This is a genomic window from Pseudomonas kulmbachensis (assembly GCF_963681935.1).
GTDB lineage: Bacteria > Pseudomonadota > Gammaproteobacteria > Pseudomonadales > Pseudomonadaceae > Aquipseudomonas > Aquipseudomonas kulmbachensis.
The window spans coordinates 3,999,331-4,017,182 of record NZ_OY817088.1; the positions used below are offsets into that span (position 1 = coordinate 3,999,331).

Here is a 17,852-nt window from a genome sequence, read left to right on the forward strand (position 1 = left end):
GGAGACGCGGTGACGCTCTCGACATACAAAGCTGGGGTAACTGACTTGCCCGCAATCAGGCAATTGCGGGCACGCCAGGACAGCGCTACCTTAGTGACTTGTTTTTTGTTTGGCAAGCCGCCCCGATGACCTCCTCTAAAAACGATAAAAACACCCGAACCACGGGTCGCCCTACCCTTAATGAAGTTGCCCGCCTCGCCGGGGTCAGCCCCATTACCGCCTCCCGCGCCTTACGCGGTATCAGCAGCGTCGCCATCGAGCTTGCAGAAAAGGTGCGGGTGGCCGCCGCCGACCTGAACTACGTGGTCAATCCGGCCGCTCGGGCACTCGCCTCGGCGCAGAGCCACTCCGTAGTCGTGCTGGTGCCTTCATTGTCCAACCTGCTGTTTATCGACACTCTCGAAGCTATCCATGCCGTATTGCGCCCCAAGGGTTTTGAAGTATTGATCGGCAACTTTCACTACTCGCGCGATGAAGAAGAAAACCTGCTGCGCAACTACATGGCCTACCAGCCACGCGGTCTGTTGCTGACAGGCTTTGACCGCTCCGAAAGCTCCCGGCGCATGATCGAAACCAGCAATGTCCCTTGCGTGTACATGATGGAACTGGATGCTGCCGAGGGCCTGAACTGCGTAGGCTTTTCTCAGTTGAAGGCCGGTGAAACCGCCGCCCGGCATTTGATCTCCCGTGGGCGCCGACGTTTGGCCTATATCGGCGCTCAACTCGATCAACGCACGCTGTTGCGGGGCGAAGGCTACCGTCGCGCCTTGCAGGAAGCAGGCTTGTACAACCCTGACCTTGAAGTGTTGACGCCCCGCCCTTCCTCTGTGGGCCTTGGCGGTGAATTGTTTTTACAATTGCTCGCCAGCCATCCGCAGGTTGATGCCATATTTTTCGGCAACGATGACCTTGCCCAAGGGGCCCTGCTGGAGGCAGCGCGCACCGGGATAAAAATCCCGGAGCAGATTGCGGTACTAGGCTTTAACGACCTGCCGTCTTCGGAGTTTATGGTGCCGCGCCTCAGCAGTATTCGCACACCTCGGGAAGCCATTGGCCGCCGCGCAGCCGAGCAGATGCTCACACTGATGGCGGGCAATAAAGTGGCCAACCCGGTACAAGACATGGGGTTTGAATTGATGGTGCGCGAGAGCAGTTAATGCAACTGCAACGTCGAGTTGAACTGGCTGATAGCATCGACCACATGCCTGGAGCCTTGCTGGATCTCCAGAATTGCCTCTCCCGCCTCATTGGCCAGTTCAACACCCAGCCCGGTTCGGCTCAGGCTCGACTGCATGCTGGTGACCGCACTGAGCGATAGGTCATGGTTTCTGCGTACCACTTCAACAATTTCCAGTGTGGCCGCACTGGTGCGCGCCGCCAGATTTCTGACCTCATCTGCCACCACTGCAAAACCGCGCCCGTGCTCACCAGCCCTTGCCGCCTCTATCGCGGCATTGAGCGCCAGCAAGTTGGTCTGATCGGCGATCCCGCGAATGGTCTGCACAATCTTGCCAATGCTGTCCGACTGCTTGCTCACGGCATCAATGCTCTGCGCAGCTTCATTGAGGTCCCTGGAAATGGCCTCGATGATTTGCACCGTCTGCTGAACCACCTGCGACCCCTTCTGCGCGCAGGCGTCGTTTTGCACCGAAGTGCTGTGGGCCGATTCGGCAGCAGTTTGCAGGTTGGTGACCTGGGCGGTGATATCGCTGGCGAACTTCACTATTTTGTACAACCGGCCTTTGGCATCGAAAATCGGGTTGTAGGACGCTTCAAGAAAAACCGTATGACCGTATTTGTCGACCCGCTCAAAACGTCTGGAATGGTATTCACCTCGGTTGAGCGAGGCCCAGAAAGATTTATATCCGGCTGATTCGCTCTCACTTCGATGACAGAACATGCCGTGGTGTTGGCCAACAATTTCGTTCACTGAGTAATGCATGGTGTCGAGAAAGTTCTGGTTGGCATTGATCACCCGCCCATCAGGTGAAAACTCGATGACGGCCATGGAGCGGCTCAGGGCATTCACGATGCTCTGGTTTTCGTGCTCTTTATTGATTTGCTCGGTGATGTCCGAAGCAACCTTGATCACACGGGTGACCTGCTGGTCTGAACCGACAATGGGCATATAGCTGGCTTCCAGCCATACCTCACGCCCCGACTTGTCAAGCCGTGAGAAGGTGCCGCTCAACGGTTCGCCGCGTTCCAGATCGCGCCAAAAATGGCTGTAGTCGCTGCATTTGATGTAAGACTGTTCACAAAAAAGTCGATGGTGTTTGCCACGAATCTCGTCAACGGAATAACCCATGACCCGACAAAAGTTCTCGTTGGCATCCAGGATGGTGCCATCAGGGGCGAACTCAATAATAGCCATGGAGCGACTGATAGCCTGCACTTTGGCTGCCATGTCATTTAACAAGCTATTGAGGCGTTGATTCTCAAGCTGATCGGCTTTTCGGGGCGAATTAAACATGGCTCAATCCCTGGAGGTGCTGTCTATTGATAATTCAAAAGTGTCCAAGACACAGCAAACCACCTGCGCTTTTAACTCTTAACGTTAGAGCTGTACGCACTTCGAGGGTTTAAGCACTTAGCGCCCGGCCCCGTGAAACAGGAGCATAGCTAGCCAAATAACGGGTGCAAGCAAATGGCCATCAACTTGCGACGAAACGCACAGGCTTAAAAAATAATCCAAATGGAGGATGCGGCGTTTAAAAGTACGACAGGAGCCCGAGAACCGAGCTCCTGGAGAGTTACTTAATGCCCAAACAACCCGGTATCGGACTTTTTGGATTTTTTATCAGCGCGTTTTTCGTCAGCTGTTTTGGCCGGTTTTTTCTTCGCTGCTTTCTTTGAATCCATGCCTTTAGCCATGTTGTGCGCTCCAGTGTTCAGGGATGTGGACTCAGGTATAGCACTGATCACGCGCGAACTTTTATTTAAAACCGTTTATTCGAAAAAGAACGATAAAACTTACGTTTTAATTCCGAATAGACCTCAACAGTAAATATCGGCAACACCACAAAACCCGCGCCATGTTTGTTTATACTGCGCGCCCCTTCCCTAAAAGCCTGTGGACTCATGACTGCCATTGTTTACGCCCCGCTTGAAGCACCTTTGTGGCCGTTGATGAACAAGTTTTATCGTGCGCACCAGTCGTCGATGAAAGCGGTCAAGGACGCGCAATTATGGGTCGCTCGCCAAGAAGAGATTATTGCGGGGTTGTGTTTGCGGCCAATGGCTAACGGCTACTGGCTAACAGGGTTGTTTGTCGCGCCAGCGCTACGCGGGCAAGGTGTGGCTGGCGAACTGGTCAGCCAGGCAGTGGCAACCTGCGACGGCCCGGTCTGGTTGTTCTGCGATCCAGAACTGCAGGGTTTCTATGAAAAACTGGGATTCAACCTGGACGTGGAATTGCCCCACGCCCTGCATGAACGACTGGTTCGCTACCAACGCAACAAGGCGATGATTGCGTTAGGGGTTACTCCTGCGTGCCCGGTTCCAGATCCGGAAACAACACATCAATAAAGCCAAATTTGTTGAAGTCCTTGATTCGTGACGGATACAGACGCCCGATCAGGTGATCGCATTCATGTTGCACCACCCGCGCATGAAAGCCTTCCGCAACGCGTACGATCGGCTCACCTTTGGGGGTGAAGCCTTCGTAGCGGATCTTGTGATACCGCTCGACTACACCGCGCAGGCCTGGGACTGACAGGCAGCCTTCCCAATCCTCCTCAAGCGCGGGGCTCAGAGGCGTGATCAACGGATTGATCAGGATGGTCTGCGGCACGGCTTCGGCATCCGGGTAGCGTTCGCTGTGCTCGAAGCCAAAGATCACCAGTTGCAGATCAACACCAATCTGCGGGGCCGCCAGACCCACACCGCCCGCATGTTCCATGGTCTGCAACATGTCGTCGAGCAGTTGCCAAAGTTCAGGCGTGTCGAACATTTCAGCCGGCACCGGTTGGGCTACACGCAATAGACGCTCATCGCCCATTTTCAGAATTTCACGAATCATAGTCAGGCTTCATCAGAAGTGGGTTTAAGGGAATGGTCGCGCCCCAGGCCAGAAACATGCTGCTTCGAGTCGGGGTCTTCGGATTCAGCGAATGTTTTCTCACCCGGATTTTTGCCTTCGGCCGACAAGTGTTCGATCACCGCATTCATCTCGGCTCCCAGCAACAGCACTGCCGACGAAATGTAGAAGTACAGCAACAACACGATGATTGCCCCGATACTGCCATACATGGCGTTGTAGTCCGCGAAGGTTTTGACATAAAAGGCAAAACCCAATGACGCCACAATCCAGACGACTACCGCAAGCACCGACCCAGGCGTAATAAAACGAAATTTCTGCTCAACATCGGGCATCACGTAATACATCAGTGCCACCGCAACCATCAGCAACAGGATAATCACCGGCCAGCGCAGGATGGTCCACAGCGTCACAACGAAGTCTTCAAGCCCCACCTGCCCTGCCAGCCAGCTCATCACTTGCGGCCCGAGCACCATTAGCGCAGCCGCGGCCAGAAGCATGCCGGCAATGCCGATGGTGTAAAAAATCGACAGCGGAAAACGCTTCCAGATGGGCCGCCCTTCGACCACGTCATACGCGGCATTCATCGCACTCATCATCAGCCGCACACCCGCCGAAGCGGTCCATAACGCAATCACGATACCCACCGACAGCAACCCGCCCTTGGACTGCTGCAACTGGTCGATGACCGGATTGACCTGCTCCAGCGCTTGCGGCGGCAAGACCAGTTCAGACTGCAAACGCAACCAGGTAAAGAAGTCGGGCAGATGCAAAAAGCCGATCAGAGCAATCAGGAACAGAATGAAGGGAAACAACGAAAACAGCATTTGGTAGGCCAGCGCCGAGGCGTAGGTCGACATTTCATCGTCGATAAATTCCTTGACCGTACGGATCAAGACTTTGCCCAAAGGCAGGCCGTTCAAGCCTGGAAAAAACATAGCGTCTCCTTTCGCCGCGCAGTTATTGAGTTCAACACGCCTCCAAGCGAAGGGTTTTACCTAAAAGTAGTCCAATTGGCGACTCTGAAAGCACTTCACCGCCAAACCTGTAAATCGACCAACCCAAGGTTGACTCACCTTCCCGCACCGAGTTTCATTTATTTTCTACCGATCATTTCGTCGTTCCGCGCAGGTTGGGCTTTATGTTTGCCCGCTAACCCCCGAGAATACGCGACGTATTCAGGCTATGGCGCTGAAGATCCGCAATTGTAGGAAGGTTATGAAACTCGATAAAAAGCTGGCTATTGCCCGCAGAAACCAGGAACTCGGCGGCGCGGTACTCGGCGTCAACAACTGCCATTTCGCCGCACTGAACACCAACAAGAACATCTGGTGGTTCGATATTCCGTTGGCCCGCTTGGCTGTCGGTCAATACGAATGGGTACACTTGTTGCTGCACACTCCAAGCACCGACGAGCTGCTGCATTTGAAGGTAACGACAGCATTCCTGCGCGAAAAGCGCGAAGGCATGGTCGTACGTGCTACGCACAAGCGTACGCCAACCATGAGCCTTGAGCTGAGCGCAGACAAGGACTCCTTCCTGCAGGACGTGCGTCCGACAGGTACTGGTGTCAACTTCGCGCAATTTATGCAGAAGTAAAAAATCCGTGGGAGCGAGCCTGCTCGCGAAAGTTACAAGCGTTAACATCTTTCGCGAGCAGGCTCGCTCCCACACAAGTAAACAACAAAGCCCCGCAATGCGGGGCTTTGTTGTATTCAGGCAAGTTACTTTTTAAGGCCCAGCTTTCTCAGCTCTTCGTCTCGCAGCTCACGACGCAAAATTTTGCCCACGTTGGTGGTCGGCAAACTGTCGCGGAATTCGACGAATTTAGGCGCTTTGTAGGCTGTCAGATTGGCACGCATATGCGCCATCACCTGGTCTTTGGTCAAGGTCATGCCCGGCTTGACCACGATAAACACTTTGATCAGTTCACCGGTTTTCTCATCCGGAATACCGATTGCCGCGGACTGCAAAACACCAGGCAAGGAAGCCATCACGTCTTCCAGCTCGTTCGGGTACACATTGAAGCCCGAAACCAGAATCATGTCTTTCTTGCGATCGACAATACGGATATAGCCATCTGGCTGAATGAGTGCGATATCACCGGACTTCAACCAACCTTCAGCGTCCATGATCTCCGCGGTCGCGTCCGGGCGCTCCCAATAGCCTTTCATGACCTGCGGGCCCTTGATGCACAACTCGCCAACTTCACCCAGCGGCAGCTCCTCACCGGCATCGTTGATTACTTTGCACAGCGTCGAAGGCACCGGAATGCCAATGGTGCCAACCTGGATGCTCTGGGCCGGGTTTACCGTGGCCACAGGGCTGGTTTCGGTCATGCCGTAACCCTCGCAGATCGGGCAACCGGTCACAGTTTTCCAACGTTCGGCCACCGACATTTGCAAGGCCATGCCGCCCGATAACGTCACCTTGAGAGCCGAAAAGTCCAGCTTGCGGAAGGCATCGTTGTTGCACAGCGCCACAAACAGGGTATTGAGACCCACAAAGCCGGTGAACTTCCACTTGGACAGTTCTTTGACCATCGCCGGCAAATCACGTGGGTTGCTGATCAGCACGTTATGGTTACCGAGCAACATCATCGCCATGCAGTGAAAGGTAAAGGCGTAGATGTGGTACAGCGGCAGTGGCGTAATCAGGATTTCACAACCCTCATTGAGGTTGGAAGCCATCAGCGCCTTGCACTGCAACATGTTGGCGATCAGGTTGCGGTGGCTCAGCATCGCGCCCTTGGCCACACCCGTAGTGCCACCGGTGTATTGCAGCACAGCAACATCACTGCTCGCAGGGTTGGCTTCCTTGACCGGCTGGCCCTGCCCTTTGCTCAGCACATCGTTGAATTTGATGGCCTGGGGCAAGTGATAAGCCGGAACCATTTTCTTCACATACTTGATGACCGAGTTGATCAGCACCCGCTTGAAGGGCGACAACATGTCGGCCACTTCGGTGACGATCACATACTTGATCGAAGTCTGCGGCACGACCTTTTCGGCCAGATGCGCCATGTTCGCCAGACATACCAGCGCCTTGGCGCCAGAGTCCTTGAATTGGTGTTCCATTTCCCGCGCGGTATACAGCGGGTTGGTGTTGACCACGATCAAGCCGGCGCGGATTGCTCCGAACACAGCGATCGGGTATTGCAGCAGGTTGGGCAATTGCACGGCGATGCGATCGCCGGGTTGCAGGTCGGTGTGCTGCTGCAACCAGGCAGCAAAAGCGCCGGACTGCTCATAAAGCTCACCATAGGTGATGGTTTTGCCCAGATTACTGAACGCCGGTTTATCGGCGAAACGCTGGCAAGATTCCCGCAGTACCGTCTGAATATTTGGGTATTCATCTGGATTGATTTCAGCAGCAATCCCAGTTGGGTACTTATCCTTCCAAAAGCTCTCAATCATGGAAGCCCACTCCTCAGCGTCGCGAATTCTTCACCGCATGGGTGCGGTTCTTATTTGTTTGATTTTTATAATGGACAGTTCAGGTTTTTACTTAACCTGGAAGTCACAAAGCGCGCCGAGAGTAGCAGCTTTGCTAAAGGCCGCCTAGAGCCAAAAATGGGCCGCAGAGTAACCAACCTGACTGTAGGACAATCCTAAGTCATCATTAGTGCAATAACTCTACTAACGTCAAAAGCCCTCTATATCGGGCATTACAGCGCACCTACTGAAGGTTATGGGCCATTGTCGGTCAGTGTCATGGCCGAAAAAAAACGCCCACTGGCTTACTGCCAGTGGGCGTCTGTCGCCAGGTTGAACGAATCAGGCGTTATCGCGTAACTCGCGACGCAGGATCTTGCCAACGGGGGTCATGGGCAAGGAATCACGCAACACGATTTGCTTGGGCACCTTGTAGCCCGTGAAGTTGTCCTTGCAGTAAGCCTTGAGTTCTTCAACGGTCACCCCGCCTGCGCGCGGTACTACAAACAGTTTGACCGCCTCCCCGGTGCGTTCATCGGGCACACCAATGACTGCGCAATTGGCTACTTTTGGATGAGCCATGACGATGTCTTCAATCTCGTTGGGGTACACGTTGAAACCGGAGACGATGATCAGGTCTTTTTTGCGATCGACGATGCGGACAAAACCATCCGGATCAATCACCGCAATATCGCCGGTCTTGAACCAGCCATCGGCGTCCAGCACCTCGGCTGTGGCTTCCGGGTTTTGCCAGTAGCCCTTCATCACTTGCGGACCTTTGACGCATAGCTCGCCCCGCTCGCCCAGCCCCAGATCAACCCCCTCATCGCTGATCACTTTCATGGCCGTGCCCGGAACCGGCATGCCTACCGTGCCCAGCCTTGCCAGGGAGCCGCAAGGGTTGGCGCTGGCCACCGGCGAGGTTTCCGTCAGGCCGTAGCCTTCGACAATTCTGCACCCCGTGAGTTTTTCCCAACGCTCAGCCGTGGCCTTGACCAGTGCCGTACCGCCCGAGTTGGTGACTTTAAGCCCGGAGAAGTCCACGGTCTTGAAGTCGGGGTGGTCCATCAGCGCAACAAACAAGGTGTTGAGGCCCAGAAAACAGGTGAATTTCCAGTTTTTAAGTTCCTTGATAAAACCTTTGATATCACGCGGATTGGTGATCAGGACGTTATGGTTGCCGGTGACCATCATGCCCATGCAATTGGCGGTGAATGCATAGATATGATAAAGCGGCAGCGGACCGATCATGATCTCGCGGCCGTCCTTGAGCATCGGCTGGCCATCAGCCCCATGCTGTGACAGGCACGCACGCACCTGCTGCATGTTGGCTATCAGATTGCCATGGGTGAGCATCGCGCCTTTGGGCAGGCCGGTGGTGCCGCCCGTGTATTGCAGCACTGCGGTGTCATCCAGCGTTACCGTCAGCGGGCGAATAACCTGGCCGGCACCACGGCGTAACACGCTTTTGAAGGAAATCGCCTGGGGCAACTGGTAGGCAGGCACCAGTTTTTTAACCTTATCGACCACCAGGTTGGTGATCCAGCCTTTGGCGGCCGGCATCATGTCGCCCATTTTGGCTTCGATCAGGTAGTCGATTTCGGTGTCTTGCAGTACTTCCTGTACGCGCTTGCCGAACATGTTCAAGTACACCAGTGCACGAATACCTGCGCTCTTGAACTGATGACGCATCTCACGCGAGGTGTAGAGCGGGTTGGTGTTGACCACTATCAGCCCGGCACGCATCGCACCAAATACGGCAATCGGATACTGCAAGGTATTGGGCATTTGCACGGCGATGCGGTCGCCAGGCTTGAGATCGGTGTATTCCTGCAGATAACCGGCAAAAGCGGCACTGTGGCGTTCAAGCTCGGCATAGGTGATGGTCACACCCAAATTGCTGAAGGCCGGGCGATCCGCGAATTTCTTGCAGGAGCGCTCAAAAACATCAACCACCGACTTGAAAGTCGTCATATCGATATCCAGCGGTACACCGGCGGGACGTTTGTCATTCCAGAAATCAGGTTGCATTATTTTTATCCTCGTACCTGAGCGTGTCTGGCCGCGTCATTCATTTAATGAAAAGCGGAATGTGCGGACGTTAACAGTTATCAAGTTGTAGGCAAATACAGCGATCTTCGCCATTTACATCTTGAATCTTATTGCTACGGGATTACCTGTTGAGTGGCCTTCAGGCAAATGCGCTATACACTGCTACGACTACAAATGAAGGAATTGCCATGATCCCTGAGACTTTCTGGCTGGAGGCGAACGACCGTAGTGGTCTTTTTGTTCACCAGTGGCTGCCTGCTGGCACGCCCAAAGCCATTGTTCTGTTGGCTCATGGCATGGCTGAACACAGTGGCCGTTATGCATACCTGGGCAAAACCCTGTGTGATGCCGGTTTTGGGCTGTATGCCCACGACCAGCGCGGCCACGGCAAAACGGCGGAGCAAGAAACTCTGGGCTACTTTGCCGACAACGATGGCTGGTGTGCTGTGGTCAGTGATGTGGCGGCTATTAACCGACATATCAGCCAGACCTATCCGGGAGTGCCAATTTTCCTGCTCGGCCACAGCATGGGCAGTTACATCGCCCAGGCGTATTTGATGCATCACAGTGCAAGCCTGCAAGGCGCGATTCTCAGCGCCTCGAATTTCCAGCCGGTGGCGCTCTATCGTGCCGCCAGCCTGATCGCCCGTTTCGAACGGTGGCGCCAAGGACCCAAAGGTCGCAGCGCGCTGATCGAGTGGCTGTCCTTCGGCTCTTTCAACAAAACCTTCAAGCCCAACCGCACCGCTTACGACTGGCTCAGTCGTGACCCGGCCCAGGTCGATGCTTACGCCAGTGACCCCTTGTGTGGTTTTCGCTGCACCAACCAACTGTGGATCGATTTGTTAGGCGGGTTGCAGCAAATCAGCAAAGCGTCCAATCTCGCTCAAATTGATCCGGGCCTGCCGTTACTGATAATGGGCGGCTCATGTGATCCGGTGAGTGAAGGCAAGCGTCTCACTGATCTGGCCAAGGCTTTGCGACAAGCCGGTAATCGTCAGTTGCAGTTGAATCTGTACCCGCAAGCGCGGCACGAACTCTTCAATGAAATTAATCGCGACGAAGTGATGGCTGATGTTATTGAGTGGCTCAATCAGGCATTGAGCCACACCCGCCCGCTGCGCAGCGAATGAGCATATTTGCTTTTTTATCTAAAAGAATTGAAAAATCTTTTAAAATCATGGCTTTAAAACCAAACACTCGTCACAGGACATGCGCTAGATGACCCAGGTTACCAACACCCCGTACGAAGCCCTCGAAGTCGGCCAGACTGCCAGTTACAGCAAAACCGTCGAAGAGCGCGACATCCAGCTTTTTGCGGCCATGTCCGGCGACCACAACCCGGTGCACCTCGACCCTGAATTCGCCGCTGCGACCATGTTCAAAGAGCGCATTGCCCATGGCATGTTCAGTGGCGCGCTGATAAGTGCTGCCGTGGCCTGCGAACTGCCTGGCCCGGGCACTATTTATGTCGGCCAGCAAATGAGCTTTCAGAAGCCGGTAAAGATCGGTGACACCCTGACCGTGCGTCTGGAAATTCTGGAAAAAATGCCCAAGTTCCGCGTTCGCATCGCTACCCGCGTGTTCAATCAGCGCGATGAAATCGTGGTTGATGGCGAAGCCGAAATCATTGCCCCGCGCAAGCAACAAACCGTGACCTTGCCGGTGCTGCCGGCGATCAGCATTGGTTAATCCCCGCCCATAAAAAAACGCCGGTTAACCGGCGTTTTTTTATTCAGCCATGTTGCTCTCAAGCACGGGCACGGGCCTGATTACGCAGGGCTTTGACCTGATCGTGATTGCGTTGCACACCGTGATACTGGCGTTCTACCAGATCGCGAATACCCACCAGGTTGTGCTTGCTGATTTTCTCCAGCGCTTCCTTATAAGCTTTCAGCGCGTGGTCTTCACCGCGCTCAGCTTCGTTGAGCACTACTTCTTCATCCTTGCCGGTAAACACCGACTTGACGTCCACCCAGCGGCGATGCAAATCACCGGCGACGCTGGTGCTGGTTTCCGGATCACCACCCAGTGCACGTACCTGTGCCTGCAATTCGGCAGCTGCCGCTGCACAGTCAGCAGCACGCTTGGCAAACAGTGCCTTGAGCTCCGGGTGTTTGATATCTTCAGCGCAGGTTTTAAACCCTTCCTGGCCGTCTTTGCTGGTTTCGATCAAATCGTTCAGGACGCTAATGGCTTCTTTATTAAGGTCAGTCATTGTTCAATTCCTTACAGGGTTGAGGATCGTGCAATAGAGATTGCAGGGCTCGTGCCAGTTTTTAAAATCGAATAAAACCCTTAATAATCAGCAAGTTACAAAACTCATTAAAATCTGTATCCGGTTTATATGCATGAACTGTCAATTGGCCTTCATGCAAATTGCCTGTATTTTTCATCCTATAGCTTCACGTAATAAAGGCCGCCGCATGAACCCCGAAAAACTCGAACTGTTGCTGACACGCGAAATGCCCTTCGGCAAATACAAAGGCCGCATCATCGCCGACCTGCCCGGCCAGTACTTGAACTGGTTTGCCCGCCAGGGCTTCCCCCACGGCGAACTGGGCGGCTTGCTGGCCCTGATGCAAGAGATTGATCACAACGGCCTGTCGGACCTCCTCGACCCATTGCGCGCCAAACACGCAAAACCCAAACCCCGCCACTGAAAGAGTTGCCCATGCCAAGGATTGAAGACAACGCCCGCGACGAAAACTTCTGGCACGCCATTGCCGAGCGCTACGACGTAGCTCCCGGCCCGATCAATCTGGAAAACGGCTACTTCGGGCGCATGACCCGCGACGTGGCGCAGGACTACCAGCGCAATATCGACTTTATTAACCGCAACAACTCGATCCCTGTGCGCCAGCATTTCGATGTGTCCCGGAACATCGAGATCCGCGACCAACTTGCCGAGCTGCTGGGCGTTGACCCGGCAGGTGTGGCACTGACTTCGCGCGCGTCCGACGCACTGCAATCGTTGATTCGCAACTACAACGGCCTGCAACCCGGCGATCAATTGCTGATCTGCGACCTGGAATACCACAGCGTCGAATATGCGATGCGCTGGGTGGCACAGCAACGCGGGCTTGAAGTCATTGAAATCACCCACAAGCACCCTGCTACTTATGAAAGCCTGGTGGCCAGCTATCGCGAAGCCTTTGTGCGCCACCCGCGTATCAAGCTGATGGCCCTTACCCATGTGACCCACCGCACCGGGCTGGTGCTGCCCGTGCAGGAGATTGTCGCAGCGGCCAAAGAGCACGGGGTCGATGTGATACTTGACGGTGCCCACGCCCTGGGCCAGATCGAGTTCGATCTGCAGACACTGGGCGTCGCCTTTGCCGGGTACAACCTGCATAAATGGATCGGGGCGCCGCTGACACTGGGCTGTATGTATATAGACCCGCAGCGCCTGGCCGATATTGACCCCGACATGGCCAGCCAGCATTACCCGGAACCGGATATCCGCAACCGCTCGCCCTACGGCACCGCCAATATCCCGGCCTGGCTGACCCTGCCCACAGTGTTACAGGAGCACCAGGACATGGGCGGCGCACGGGCCAAGGGAGCACGACTGAACTACCTGCGCGATCTGTGGGTGAGTGAGGCGCGAAAAATGCCGGGGATTGAAGTGCTGATCGAAGATGATCCGCGGCTGCGTTGCGCCATTACGTCGCTGCGCTTTACCCATCTACAGGATCAGCAGCCGATGGTTGACCGCCTGCTCAAGGACTACAACCTGTTCACCGTCGCCCGCAATGGCTCGGCGTGTGGCAGTTGCATTCGTATCACTGTGGGTTTAACCACCAGTCTGGATGACATTAATCAGTTGGTCAGGGCGTTGCGCGAGCTGTCACTGGCCCACGCATAACCATTTGATGCTCGCCCCGGAGCAGCTGCCGTAGGAACGAAGCTGCGTTGGCGTGGTGCGGCACTCCGACGAAGCCGTCGTAAAGTCAGACTATGCGTTCTTTCTGAAAAAACCGTGCATTCAGGATTTACGATCGCTGCGCAATCGAACGCAGCCTCGTTCCTACGGCAGCTGCTACGGGTTGGTTGTAATCACAAAAACCCGGGCAAAAAAAAGGTGCGCCGACCAAGCGCACCAAAAACCGTAGAACACACAACATATTCGTAGCTAAAACATCAATCCAGCAGAGCAAGCGCCTCTGCGGTGCATTCCTGGATTCGGGCCCAGTCGCCGTTTTTGATCCACTCGCTGTCCAGCATCCAGCTACCGCCCACACACATCACGTTTTTCAACGCCATGTAGTTGCGAATATTCGCCGGGCCAACCCCGCCAGTCGGGCAGAATTTGACCTCGCCAAACGGGCCGCCCAATGCCTTGATCGCGGCCACACCGCCACTGACTTCAGCCGGGAACAATTTAAAGCGACGGTAGCCCAGTCCGTAGCCTTCCATGATTCCGGAAGCATTGCTGATACCCGGCAACAGCGGGATATCGCTGGCAACGCTGGCCTGGAGCAAGTCACGGGTAATGCCCGGCGTAACAATAAATTGCGAACCAGCTTCTTCTGCCGCCGCCAGCATATGGCGATCCAACACGGTGCCCGCACCTGTCACCAGCTCAGGGCGCTGATCGCGCAGAATACGGATGGCCTTGAGGCCGAACGACGAGCGCAAGGTCACTTCCAGGGCCGTCAGACCACCGGCCGCCAGCGCATCCGCCAATGGCAGGATGTCTTGTTCGCGGGCAATGGTAATCACCGGCAGAATTCGTGCACGTTCACAGAGGCTGTCGATCAGGGCGACTTTATCCGCCATCGATACGTTCGCAATTGTTGTTGTCATGGCAGCTGATCCTTGGCTCATGGGCACCAGTAAATCTCTAACGTAGGTTGCAGAAAGGCACGAATCGGCAAGGCAGCAACATCTGTGCCCCCCAGCGCTTCGTTGAGGGTGTTCAATTTGGACTGTCCCTGGATCGACAGCACTTTGTGCTTCGCACTGGCCAGCAGACTGCGGCTCATGCTCAAACGCTGATGCGGCACGGTTGGCGCCAGCATCGCCCAGCAACGGCGCGGGTTGTCCAGTTGCAGGGCTTCGCTCAGGTTCGGGCTGTTAGGAAACAACGACGCGGTATGCCCGTCATCACCCATGCCCAGAATCAGCACATCAATCGGCGGCAATTCGGCCAGGCCTTGATCCGCTTCCAACGCAGCCTTTTCAACTGTGGCTGCAGCGTTATACAAACCGACAAAACGGGCCTTGGCGGCTGGCCCCTGAAGCAGGTGCTTTTTCAGCAGCCCGGCGTTGCTGTCGGCATGTTCAACCGGCACCCAGCGTTCATCAGCAAGGCTGACGACAACTTTCGACCAGTCGATCGGCTGTTTGATCAAGCTCTGGAAAAATGCCACCGGGCTGCGACCGCCAGACACTACCAAAGTGGCAACGCCCTGAGTGCTGATGGCCTGGTTCAATTCCTCGGCAACACGAGTTGCCAGCCCCTCGGCCATGTGTGCCGGGTTCTTGAAAGTGTGCGCATTGACACCTTCAGGCAGTTTCACATCAGATATCGCCATACCAAGACCTCCCGTCCCGCGTAATCAGAGCAATGGAACTCATCGGCCCCCAGGAGCCCGCCGCGTACGGCTTGGGTGCATCACCGGACTTTTTCCAGCCGGCGATCAACTGGTCGCACCATTTCCATGCTGCTTCAATTTCATCTTTGCGTACAAACAGGTTCTGGTTGCCACGCATGACTTCAAGTAACAGACGCTCGTAGGCATCCGGGATCCGCTCACTGCGATAAGTGTCGGAAAAATTCAATTGCAACGGACCGCTGCGCAGCTGCATGCCTTTATCCAGGCCCTGCTCTTTAGTCATCACACGCAAGGAAATACCTTCATCCGGCTGCAGACGAATAATCAGCTTGTTGCCGATTTGGAGACGCTGCTCAGGGGCGAAGATGTAGTGCGACGGTTCCTTGAAGTGGATCACGATCTGCGACAGCTTTTGCGGCATCCGCTTGCCGGTCCGCAGGTAAAACGGCACACCCGCCCAACGCCAGTTGCGAATATCGGCACGTAGGGCAACAAAGGTTTCGGTGTCGCTCTGGGTGTTGGAGTTCTCCTCCTCCAGATAACCCGGCACTGACTGGCCTTCGCTGTAACCGGCAATGTACTGGCCGCGCACCACTTGGGTGGTCAGGCCTTCGGCGCTGATCGGGGCCAGTGCCTTGAGTACTTTTACCTTCTCGTCGCGAATGCTGTCGGCCGACAGGTCCGCAGGCGGATCCATCGCAATCAGGCACAGCAACTGCAACAGATGGTTTTGAATCATGTCGCGCAGCTGGCCAGCCTTGTCGAAATAACCCCAGCGACCCTCGATGCCGACTTTCTCGGCCACGGTGATTTCAACGTGGGAGATGTAGCGCTGGTTCCACTGGGTTTCGAACAGGCTGTTGGCAAAGCGCAGCGCAATCAGGTTTTGTACGGTTTCTTTGCCAAGGTAGTGGTCGATCCGGTAGGTGCGGTTCTCGGGGAAGAACTGCGCCACGGAATCGTTGACCTTGCGCGAGGATTCAAGATCCGAGCCGATGGGCTTTTCCAGCACCACGCGGGTGTTTTCCGCTAGGCCAACTTTCGACAGGTTCTCGCAAATAGCACCGTAAACCGCCGCCGGTGTGGCGAAGTAGGCAATCAAGCGCTGTTCTGTTCCGGCAAGCTCTGCCAGAGACAAATAGTCTTCAGTCTTGAAAAAATCCACATGCAGATAGCTCAATCGAGCCAGGAAGCGGGTTAGCGCCTCAGCTTCGATTTCCTTGTCGCCCAGGTACTGGCGCAACTGGCTGTCGATATGCGCCAGATGCGCGGTGGCGTCGCCGGGTTCACGAGCCAGCGCAAGAATGCGCGTGTCAGCGTGGAGCAGACCGGCGCGATCCAATTGGTATAAAGCAGGAAACAGCTTGCGCAAGGCCAAATCGCCGAGGGCGCCGAACAAGGCAAAGGTGCACGGTTCAACCGTAATCGAAGGCATGATGTTTGTTCTTTTATCAAGTTAAGCTACAAATACCTTTTTTCAAGGCATCACTCAAGGAAAAATGTAGTAATAAACACAACATTTTCTGAAAATACAGATTCCTGCTAGTGGTCGTCACAGGCCACCAGTAGGATAGGCCACCTTCCAGAACCGCTTTAGTCCGGTTCTTGCATCGCTGACCCAAGGATCATAAATGGACCGCGTGCGAAATTTACTCGAACAGATCAAGGGCCGCCTCGAAGACCTGAACAAGGCCGAGCGCAAAGTGGCTGAAATCATTTTGCAGAACCCGCAGCAGGCAACCCGGTTCAGCATCGCTGCGCTGGCTCAGGCAGCCTCCGTCAGCGAACCCACGGTCAACCGTTTCTGCCGTTCATTTGGCGTCAGTGGCTACCCTGAATTAAAACTGCAACTTGCGCAGAGCCTGGCCAGTGGTGCAGCTTACGTCAGCCGTGCGGTTGAAGCGGACGATGATCCGGCCGCTTACACGCAGAAGATTTTCGGCAGCGCCATCGCCTCCCTGGACAGCGCCTGTCAGGCATTGGACCCCAACCTTGTCAGCCGCGCCGTCGACTTGCTGATCCAGGCTCGGCAGATCCACTTTTTTGGCCTGGGTGCCTCGGCCCCGGTGGCACTGGACGCGCAGCACAAGTTTTTCCGCTTCAATCTGGCGGTCACCGCCCACGCCGACGTACTGATGCAGCGCATGATCGCCTCGGTGGCGCATACCGGCGAACTGTTTGTGATTATTTCCTACACCGGACGCACCCGTGAGCTGGTGGAAGTGGCGCGTATTGCGCGAGCCAATGGTGCCTCTGTACTGGGTTTGACCGCCGAAAATTCGCCGCTGGCCAAAGCCAGTACCTTGAGCCTGAATATCCCGCTGCCCGAAGACACTGACATTTATATGCCAATGACCTCGCGCATTATTCAGCTCACCGTACTCGATGTGCTGGCCACCGGCATGACCTTGCGCCGCGGCGTGGACTTCCAGCCACACCTGCGCAAAATCAAGGAAAGCCTCAACGCCAGCCGCTATCCGGTAGGCGACGAATTCAACTGACAGCCCACGGGGCTTGTAGCCGCTGAGGAGCGCAGCGAGCCCGACATTTTGAAGGTTCTTCGGACCTTATCGCAGCCTCTCTGCGCTCCTCAGCAGCTACACCATGATCTTCCCTCCTCTTCTAAAGCCGCAGTCCCCAGGACGTTTTACTGTCAGATATGACAGGTTACAGCTGTCGAAAACAGTCATAACGTGAACGCCTCGGGGTCATTCTTTAAACGGGGTTCAGTCTCTCCTCTGCCTGCTACTCCTGCCCCTTCATCTT

17 protein-coding genes and 1 pseudogene are annotated in these 17,852 nt (G+C 55.2%); 8 read left to right on the plus strand and 10 right to left on the minus strand.

Features of this window, described 5'->3' with window-relative positions:
- The first annotated feature begins 125 nt into the window (after window positions 1-125).
- On the plus strand, window positions 126-1,157 hold the full coding sequence (gntR, locus tag U5A05_RS18510; RefSeq protein WP_261739343.1) for an HTH-type transcriptional regulator GntR: 1,032 nt from the start codon (window positions 126-128) through the stop codon (window positions 1,155-1,157).
- Here the strand turns inward: gntR and U5A05_RS24330 are convergent.
- Together U5A05_RS24330 and U5A05_RS24335 are read right to left on the minus strand one after the other, a co-directional pair.
- A complete protein-coding gene (locus tag U5A05_RS24330; RefSeq protein WP_395246986.1) occupies window positions 1,154-1,723 on the minus strand; it encodes a methyl-accepting chemotaxis protein in 570 nt (189 codons plus the stop codon). The genes gntR and U5A05_RS24330 overlap by 4 nt on opposite strands.
- Window positions 1,703-2,473 (minus strand): annotated as a pseudogene (locus U5A05_RS24335) (PAS domain-containing protein); the annotation flags it as partial. The gene U5A05_RS24330 and the pseudogene U5A05_RS24335, both read right to left, overlap by 21 nt.
- 608 nt (window positions 2,474-3,081) lie before the next feature.
- Between U5A05_RS24335 and U5A05_RS18520 the strand changes: the two are divergent.
- Window positions 3,082-3,528, plus strand: coding sequence for a GNAT family N-acetyltransferase (locus U5A05_RS18520; protein ID WP_321834271.1), 447 nt, complete (start codon window positions 3,082-3,084; stop codon window positions 3,526-3,528).
- Here the strand turns inward: U5A05_RS18520 and def are convergent.
- Both def and U5A05_RS18530 read right to left on the minus strand, forming a co-directional pair.
- Window positions 3,482-4,021, minus strand: coding sequence for a peptide deformylase (gene def / locus U5A05_RS18525; protein WP_261739346.1), 540 nt, complete (start codon window positions 4,019-4,021; stop codon window positions 3,482-3,484). The two genes, U5A05_RS18520 and def, sit on opposite strands and share 47 nt — an antisense overlap.
- Window positions 4,022-4,023: 2 nt before the next feature.
- Window positions 4,024-4,977: a YihY/virulence factor BrkB family protein gene (locus U5A05_RS18530; RefSeq protein WP_321834274.1), complete on the minus strand. Its 954-nt coding sequence runs from the start codon at window positions 4,975-4,977 to the stop codon at window positions 4,024-4,026.
- Between the two features lie 280 nt (window positions 4,978-5,257).
- Between U5A05_RS18530 and U5A05_RS18535 the strand changes: the two genes are divergently transcribed.
- Window positions 5,258-5,638: a hypothetical protein gene (locus tag U5A05_RS18535; RefSeq protein WP_261739348.1), complete on the plus strand. Its 381-nt coding sequence runs from the start codon at window positions 5,258-5,260 to the stop codon at window positions 5,636-5,638.
- A 125-nt stretch (window positions 5,639-5,763) separates the two neighbouring features.
- Here the strand turns inward: U5A05_RS18535 and fadD1 are convergent, their stop codons facing one another.
- Both fadD1 and fadD2 read right to left on the minus strand, forming a co-directional pair.
- Entirely contained in the window at window positions 5,764-7,455 is a 1,692-nt protein-coding gene (fadD1, locus tag U5A05_RS18540) for a long-chain-fatty-acid--CoA ligase FadD1 (protein WP_321834276.1), read from the minus strand.
- A 360-nt stretch (window positions 7,456-7,815) separates the two neighbouring features.
- Window positions 7,816-9,504 carry a long-chain-fatty-acid--CoA ligase FadD2 gene (fadD2, locus tag U5A05_RS18545; RefSeq protein ID WP_261739351.1) on the minus strand — a complete coding sequence of 563 codons (1,689 nt, stop codon included), beginning with the start codon at window positions 9,502-9,504 and terminating at the stop codon, window positions 7,816-7,818.
- A gap of 209 nt (window positions 9,505-9,713) precedes the next feature.
- Here fadD2 and U5A05_RS18550 point away from each other — a divergent pair, with 209 nt between their 5' ends.
- On the plus strand, window positions 9,714-10,658 hold the full coding sequence (locus tag U5A05_RS18550) for an alpha/beta hydrolase (protein ID WP_261739352.1): 945 nt from the start codon (window positions 9,714-9,716) through the stop codon (window positions 10,656-10,658).
- An 88-nt stretch (window positions 10,659-10,746) separates the two neighbouring features.
- Window positions 10,747-11,217 (plus strand): MaoC family dehydratase, encoded by a 471-nt coding sequence (locus tag U5A05_RS18555; protein ID WP_060694572.1) that lies wholly within the window; start codon window positions 10,747-10,749, stop codon window positions 11,215-11,217.
- Window positions 11,218-11,275: 58 nt separating this feature from the next.
- On the opposite strand, the gene U5A05_RS18560 is transcribed toward U5A05_RS18555, so the two are convergent.
- Window positions 11,276-11,743 (minus strand): PA2169 family four-helix-bundle protein, encoded by a 468-nt coding sequence (locus tag U5A05_RS18560; RefSeq protein ID WP_321834280.1) that lies wholly within the window; start codon window positions 11,741-11,743, stop codon window positions 11,276-11,278.
- A 208-nt stretch (window positions 11,744-11,951) separates the two neighbouring features.
- On the opposite strand from U5A05_RS18560, the gene U5A05_RS18565 reads away from it, so the two are divergent.
- On the plus strand, window positions 11,952-12,188 hold the full coding sequence (locus U5A05_RS18565) for a DUF3820 family protein (RefSeq protein ID WP_261739354.1): 237 nt from the start codon (window positions 11,952-11,954) through the stop codon (window positions 12,186-12,188).
- A gap of 11 nt (window positions 12,189-12,199) precedes the next feature.
- Window positions 12,200-13,393 (plus strand): aminotransferase class V-fold PLP-dependent enzyme, encoded by a 1,194-nt coding sequence (locus U5A05_RS18570; protein WP_321834281.1) that lies wholly within the window; start codon window positions 12,200-12,202, stop codon window positions 13,391-13,393.
- A 275-nt stretch (window positions 13,394-13,668) separates the two neighbouring features.
- On the opposite strand, the gene U5A05_RS18575 is transcribed toward U5A05_RS18570, so the two are convergent.
- The 3 genes from U5A05_RS18575 to zwf are packed head-to-tail and all read right to left on the minus strand — an operon-like array spanning window position 13,669 to window position 16,521.
- Window positions 13,669-14,334 (minus strand): bifunctional 4-hydroxy-2-oxoglutarate aldolase/2-dehydro-3-deoxy-phosphogluconate aldolase, encoded by a 666-nt coding sequence (locus U5A05_RS18575; RefSeq protein ID WP_395246975.1) that lies wholly within the window; start codon window positions 14,332-14,334, stop codon window positions 13,669-13,671.
- 17 nt (window positions 14,335-14,351) lie between these two features.
- The gene (gene pgl, locus U5A05_RS18580) at window positions 14,352-15,065 is read right to left on the minus strand and encodes a 6-phosphogluconolactonase (RefSeq protein ID WP_261739357.1); all 714 of its coding nucleotides are present in this window, start codon (window positions 15,063-15,065) and stop codon (window positions 14,352-14,354) included.
- Entirely contained in the window at window positions 15,052-16,521 is a 1,470-nt protein-coding gene (gene zwf, locus U5A05_RS18585; RefSeq protein ID WP_261739358.1) for a glucose-6-phosphate dehydrogenase, read from the minus strand. The genes pgl and zwf overlap by 14 nt, the downstream gene beginning before the upstream one ends.
- Before the next feature lie 205 nt (window positions 16,522-16,726).
- Between zwf and U5A05_RS18590 the strand changes: the two genes are divergently transcribed.
- Complete coding sequence (locus tag U5A05_RS18590; protein WP_261742479.1) at window positions 16,727-17,587, plus strand: MurR/RpiR family transcriptional regulator; 861 nt, start codon at window positions 16,727-16,729, stop codon at window positions 17,585-17,587.
- Window positions 17,588-17,852: the final 265 nt, after the last annotated feature.

Excerpts from the sequence above, each read along its gene's own strand:
- gntR (WP_261739343.1), top strand. The coding sequence starts at position 126 with ATGACCTCCTCTAAAAACGATAAAAACACCCGAACCACGGGTCGCCCT.
- U5A05_RS18520 (WP_321834271.1), top strand. The coding sequence starts at position 3,082 with ATGACTGCCATTGTTTACGCCCCGCTTGAAGCACCTTTGTGGCCGTTG.
- def (WP_261739346.1), bottom strand. The coding sequence starts at position 4,021 with ATGATTCGTGAAATTCTGAAAATGGGCGATGAGCGTCTATTGCGTGTA.
- U5A05_RS18530 (WP_321834274.1), bottom strand. The coding sequence starts at position 4,977 with ATGTTTTTTCCAGGCTTGAACGGCCTGCCTTTGGGCAAAGTCTTGATC.
- U5A05_RS18535 (WP_261739348.1), top strand. The coding sequence starts at position 5,258 with ATGAAACTCGATAAAAAGCTGGCTATTGCCCGCAGAAACCAGGAACTC.
- fadD1 (WP_321834276.1), bottom strand. The coding sequence starts at position 7,455 with ATGATTGAGAGCTTTTGGAAGGATAAGTACCCAACTGGGATTGCTGCT.
- fadD2 (WP_261739351.1), bottom strand. The coding sequence starts at position 9,504 with ATGCAACCTGATTTCTGGAATGACAAACGTCCCGCCGGTGTACCGCTG.
- U5A05_RS18550 (WP_261739352.1), top strand. The coding sequence starts at position 9,714 with ATGATCCCTGAGACTTTCTGGCTGGAGGCGAACGACCGTAGTGGTCTT.
- U5A05_RS18555 (WP_060694572.1), top strand. The coding sequence starts at position 10,747 with ATGACCCAGGTTACCAACACCCCGTACGAAGCCCTCGAAGTCGGCCAG.
- U5A05_RS18560 (WP_321834280.1), bottom strand. The coding sequence starts at position 11,743 with ATGACTGACCTTAATAAAGAAGCCATTAGCGTCCTGAACGATTTGATC.
- U5A05_RS18565 (WP_261739354.1), top strand. The coding sequence starts at position 11,952 with ATGAACCCCGAAAAACTCGAACTGTTGCTGACACGCGAAATGCCCTTC.
- U5A05_RS18570 (WP_321834281.1), top strand. The coding sequence starts at position 12,200 with ATGCCAAGGATTGAAGACAACGCCCGCGACGAAAACTTCTGGCACGCC.
- U5A05_RS18575 (WP_395246975.1), bottom strand. The coding sequence starts at position 14,334 with ATGACAACAACAATTGCGAACGTATCGATGGCGGATAAAGTCGCCCTG.
- pgl (WP_261739357.1), bottom strand. The coding sequence starts at position 15,065 with ATGGCGATATCTGATGTGAAACTGCCTGAAGGTGTCAATGCGCACACT.
- zwf (WP_261739358.1), bottom strand. The coding sequence starts at position 16,521 with ATGCCTTCGATTACGGTTGAACCGTGCACCTTTGCCTTGTTCGGCGCC.